This is a genomic window from Pseudomonas sp. Irchel 3A5, from assembly GCF_900187575.1.
Taxonomy (GTDB): Bacteria; Pseudomonadota; Gammaproteobacteria; order Pseudomonadales; family Pseudomonadaceae; genus Aquipseudomonas; species Aquipseudomonas folii.
This window is the reverse complement of sequence record NZ_FYDU01000032.1, coordinates 1-5,535: the sequence shown is the minus strand read 5'-3', so window position 1 is coordinate 5,535 and position 5,535 is coordinate 1. Positions and strand designations below refer to the sequence as shown.

Genomic DNA, 5,535 nt, shown 5'->3' with positions numbered 1-5,535 from the left:
GTGATGTTGATCGAAGCGCAAGTGGTTGAAGTTGCAAAGGAAACTTTGAAAACTTCTTAAAATAACCGCTTGACAGATACAGAGGCTGCTGTAGAATGCGCGCCTCGGTTGAGACGAAAGCTCTTAACCAACCGCTCTTTAACAATTGAATCAAGCAATTCGTGTGGGTGCTTGCGCTGTCAGACTGAAGTCAACAGATTATCAGCATCGTAAGTTACTCCGCGAGAAATCAAAGAAATAACCAACGATTGCTGAGCCAAGTTTAGGGTTTTCTCAAAACCCAAAGATGTTTGAACTGAAGAGTTTGATCATGGCTCAGATTGAACGCTGGCGGCAGGCCTAACACATGCAAGTCGAGCGGCAGCACGGGTACTTGTACCTGGTGGCGAGCGGCGGACGGGTGAGTAATGCCTAGGAATCTGCCTGGTAGTGGGGGATAACGCTCGGAAACGGACGCTAATACCGCATACGTCCTACGGGAGAAAGCAGGGGACCTTCGGGCCTTGCGCTATCAGATGAGCCTAGGTCGGATTAGCTAGTTGGTGAGGTAATGGCTCACCAAGGCGACGATCCGTAACTGGTCTGAGAGGATGATCAGTCACACTGGAACTGAGACACGGTCCAGACTCCTACGGGAGGCAGCAGTGGGGAATATTGGACAATGGGCGAAAGCCTGATCCAGCCATGCCGCGTGTGTGAAGAAGGTCTTCGGATTGTAAAGCACTTTAAGTTGGGAGGAAGGGCATTTACCTAATACGTAAGTGTTTTGACGTTACCGACAGAATAAGCACCGGCTAACTCTGTGCCAGCAGCCGCGGTAATACAGAGGGTGCAAGCGTTAATCGGAATTACTGGGCGTAAAGCGCGCGTAGGTGGTTTGTTAAGTTGAATGTGAAATCCCCGGGCTCAACCTGGGAACTGCATCCAAAACTGGCAAGCTAGAGTATGGTAGAGGGTGGTGGAATTTCCTGTGTAGCGGTGAAATGCGTAGATATAGGAAGGAACACCAGTGGCGAAGGCGACCACCTGGACTGATACTGACACTGAGGTGCGAAAGCGTGGGGAGCAAACAGGATTAGATACCCTGGTAGTCCACGCCGTAAACGATGTCAACTAGCCGTTGGGAGCCTTGAGCTCTTAGTGGCGCAGCTAACGCATTAAGTTGACCGCCTGGGGAGTACGGCCGCAAGGTTAAAACTCAAATGAATTGACGGGGGCCCGCACAAGCGGTGGAGCATGTGGTTTAATTCGAAGCAACGCGAAGAACCTTACCAGGCCTTGACATCCAATGAACTTTCCAGAGATGGATTGGTGCCTTCGGGAACATTGAGACAGGTGCTGCATGGCTGTCGTCAGCTCGTGTCGTGAGATGTTGGGTTAAGTCCCGTAACGAGCGCAACCCTTGTCCTTAGTTACCAGCACGTTATGGTGGGCACTCTAAGGAGACTGCCGGTGACAAACCGGAGGAAGGTGGGGATGACGTCAAGTCATCATGGCCCTTACGGCCTGGGCTACACACGTGCTACAATGGTCGGTACAGAGGGTTGCCAAGCCGCGAGGTGGAGCTAATCCCATAAAACCGATCGTAGTCCGGATCGCAGTCTGCAACTCGACTGCGTGAAGTCGGAATCGCTAGTAATCGCGAATCAGAATGTCGCGGTGAATACGTTCCCGGGCCTTGTACACACCGCCCGTCACACCATGGGAGTGGGTTGCACCAGAAGTAGCTAGTCTAACCTTCGGGGGGACGGTTACCACGGTGTGATTCATGACTGGGGTGAAGTCGTAACAAGGTAGCCGTAGGGGAACCTGCGGCTGGATCACCTCCTTAATCGACGACTCAGCTGCAGCACAAGCTCCCACACGAATTGCTTGATTCATTGAAGAAGACGATTAGAAGCAGCTTTTGCTTTGCACACCCGATTTTGGGTCTGTAGCTCAGTTGGTTAGAGCGCACCCCTGATAAGGGTGAGGTCGGCAGTTCGAATCTGCCCAGACCCACCAGTTACCTGGTGAAGTTGGTCAGAGCGCGTACGACACCCGGATACGGGGCCATAGCTCAGCTGGGAGAGCGCCTGCCTTGCACGCAGGAGGTCAGCGGTTCGATCCCGCTTGGCTCCACCACTTACTGCTTCTGTTTAAAAGCTTAGAAATGAGCACTCCATCGGTTCGATGGTGAGTGTTGATTTCTAGTCTTTGATTAGATCGTTCTTTAAAAATTTGGGTATGTGATAGAAATATAGACTGGGCACCTCTTTCACTGGTGTGTGTCCAGGCTAAGGTAAAGTTTGTGAGAACAAACTTTCGGCGAATGTCGTCTTCACAGTATAACCAGATTGCTTGGGGTTATATGGTCAAGTGAAGAAGCGCATACGGTGGATGCCTTGGCAGTCAGAGGCGATGAAAGACGTGGTAGCCTGCGAAAAGCTTCGGGGAGTCGGCAAACAGACTGTGATCCGGAGATGTCTGAATGGGGGAACCCAGCTGTCATAAGACAGTTACCTTACACTGAATACATAGGTGTATGGAGCGAACCAGGGGAACTGAAACATCTAAGTACCCTGAGGAAAAGAAATCAACCGAGATTCCCTTAGTAGTGGCGAGCGAACGGGGACCAGCCCTTAAGTGGCTTGGAGATTAGCGGAACGCTCTGGAAAGTGCGGCCATAGTGGGTGATAGCCCTGTACGCGAAAATCTCCTTGTCATGAAATCGAGTAGGACGGGGCACGAGAAACCTTGTCTGAACATGGGGGGACCATCCTCCAAGGCTAAATACTACTGACTGACCGATAGTGAACTAGTACCGTGAGGGAAAGGCGAAAAGAACCCCGGAGAGGGGAGTGAAATAGATCCTGAAACCGTATGCGTACAAGCAGTGGGAGCCCACTTTGTTGGGTGACTGCGTACCTTTTGTATAATGGGTCAGCGACTTATTTTCAGTGGCGAGCTTAACCGAATAGGGGAGGCGTAGCGAAAGCGAGTCTTAATAGGGCGTCTAGTCGCTGGGAATAGACCCGAAACCGGGCGATCTATCCATGGGCAGGTTGAAGGTTGGGTAACACTAACTGGAGGACCGAACCGACTACCGTTGAAAAGTTAGCGGATGACCTGTGGATCGGAGTGAAAGGCTAATCAAGCTCGGAGATAGCTGGTTCTCCTCGAAAGCTATTTAGGTAGCGCCTCATGTATCACTGTAGGGGGTAGAGCACTGTTTCGGCTAGGGGGTCATCCCGACTTACCAAACCGATGCAAACTCCGAATACCTACAAGTGCCGAGCATGGGAGACACACGGCGGGTGCTAACGTCCGTCGTGAAAAGGGAAACAACCCAGACCGTCAGCTAAGGTCCCAAAATCCTGGTTAAGTGGGAAACGATGTGGGAAGGCTTAGACAGCTAGGAGGTTGGCTTAGAAGCAGCCACCCTTTAAAGAAAGCGTAATAGCTCACTAGTCGAGTCGGCCTGCGCGGAAGATGTAACGGGGCTCAAACCAGGTACCGAAGCTACGGGTATCATCTTAGGATGATGCGGTAGAGGAGCGTTCTGTAAGCCTGTGAAGGTGAGTTGAGAAGCTTGCTGGAGGTATCAGAAGTGCGAATGCTGACATGAGTAACGACAATGGGTGTGAAAAACACCCACGCCGAAAGACCAAGGTTTCCTGCGCAACGTTAATCGACGCAGGGTTAGTCGGTCCCTAAGGCGAGGCTGAAAAGCGTAGTCGATGGAAAACAGGTTAATATTCCTGTACTTCTGGTTATTGCGATGGAGGGACGGAGAAGGCTAGGCCAGCTTGGCGTTGGTTGTCCAAGTTTAAGGTGGTAGGCTGAGATCTTAGGTAAATCCGGGATCTTAAGGCCGAGAGCTGATGACGAGTGTTCTTTTAGAATACGAAGTGGTTGATGCCATGCTTCCAAGAAAAGCTTCTAAGCTTCAGGTAACCAGGAACCGTACCCCAAACCGACACAGGTGGTTGGGTAGAGAATACCAAGGCGCTTGAGAGAACTCGGGTGAAGGAACTAGGCAAAATGGCACCGTAACTTCGGGAGAAGGTGCGCCGGTGAGGGTGAAGGACTTGCTCCGTAAGCTCATGCCGGTCGAAGATACCAGGCCGCTGCGACTGTTTATTAAAAACACAGCACTCTGCAAACACGAAAGTGGACGTATAGGGTGTGACGCCTGCCCGGTGCCGGAAGGTTAATTGATGGGGTTAGCTAACGCGAAGCTCTTGATCGAAGCCCCGGTAAACGGCGGCCGTAACTATAACGGTCCTAAGGTAGCGAAATTCCTTGTCGGGTAAGTTCCGACCTGCACGAATGGCGTAACGATGGCGGCGCTGTCTCCACCCGAGACTCAGTGAAATTGAAATCGCTGTGAAGATGCAGTGTATCCGCGGCTAGACGGAAAGACCCCGTGAACCTTTACTATAGCTTTGCACTGGACTTTGAATTTGCTTGTGTAGGATAGGTGGGAGGCTTTGAAGCGTGGACGCCAGTCTGCGTGGAGCCAACCTTGAAATACCACCCTGGCAACTTTGAGGTTCTAACTCAGGTCCGTTATCCGGATCGAGGACAGTGTATGGTGGGTAGTTTGACTGGGGCGGTCTCCTCCTAAAGAGTAACGGAGGAGTACGAAGGTGCGCTCAGACCGGTCGGAAATCGGTCGTAGAGTATAAAGGCAAAAGCGCGCTTGACTGCGAGACAGACACGTCGAGCAGGTACGAAAGTAGGTCTTAGTGATCCGGTGGTTCTGTATGGAAGGGCCATCGCTCAACGGATAAAAGGTACTCCGGGGATAACAGGCTGATACCGCCCAAGAGTTCATATCGACGGCGGTGTTTGGCACCTCGATGTCGGCTCATCACATCCTGGGGCTGAAGCCGGTCCCAAGGGTATGGCTGTTCGCCATTTAAAGTGGTACGCGAGCTGGGTTTAGAACGTCGTGAGACAGTTCGGTCCCTATCTGCCGTGGACGTTTGAGATTTGAGAGGGGCTGCTCCTAGTACGAGAGGACCGGAGTGGACGAACCTCTGGTGTTCCGGTTGTCACGCCAGTGGCATTGCCGGGTAGCTATGTTCGGAAAAGATAACCGCTGAAAGCATCTAAGCGGGAAACTTGCCTCAAGATGAGATCTCACTGGAACCTTGAGTTCCCTGAAGGGCCGTCGAAGACTACGACGTTGATAGGTGGGGTGTGTAAGCGCTGTGAGGCGTTGAGCTAACCCATACTAATTGCCCGTGAGGCTTGACCATATAACACCCAAGCAATCTGCGACTTGAAAAAGACAGATTGCGGTGACTGTGAAGACGACACGAACCGAGAGTTTGTTCGCACATTACCGAACTATCACATACCCATTGGCTGAGGCGTCCCGCAAGGTACGAACCGGCAACCGAATTTCTTGACGACCATAGAGCATTGGAACCACCTGATCCCATCCCGAACTCAGTAGTGAAACGATGTATCGCCGATGGTAGTGTGGGGTTTCCCCATGTGAGAGTAGGTCATCGTCAAGATTAAATTCCAGAACCCCTGATCGCT

The 5,535-nt window shown here is 51.8% G+C and carries 2 tRNA genes and 3 rRNA genes; all 5 read left to right on the top strand.

The annotated features are described in order from the left end of the window. Positions 1 to 292: 292 nt before the first annotated feature. The 5 genes from CKW31_RS29375 to rrf all read left to right on the top strand — a co-directional run bounded on the left by CKW31_RS29375 (position 293) and on the right by rrf (position 5,510). Positions 293 to 1,831: ribosomal RNA gene (locus CKW31_RS29375) — 16S ribosomal RNA — on the top strand. Between the two features lie 96 nt (positions 1,832 to 1,927). Next, a tRNA-Ile gene (locus CKW31_RS29370) sits at positions 1,928 to 2,004 on the top strand. Between the two features lie 44 nt (positions 2,005 to 2,048). Continuing rightward, positions 2,049 to 2,124 (top strand) — tRNA-Ala (locus CKW31_RS29365). 228 nt (positions 2,125 to 2,352) lie between these two features. After that, a 23S ribosomal RNA gene (locus tag CKW31_RS29360) occupies positions 2,353 to 5,246 on the top strand. Positions 5,247 to 5,394: 148 nt separating this feature from the next. Beyond that, positions 5,395 to 5,510: ribosomal RNA gene (gene rrf, locus CKW31_RS29355) — 5S ribosomal RNA — on the top strand. Together the 16S, 23S and 5S rRNA genes with 2 tRNA genes alongside form the textbook arrangement of a ribosomal RNA operon. Positions 5,511 to 5,535 lie beyond the last annotated feature (25 nt).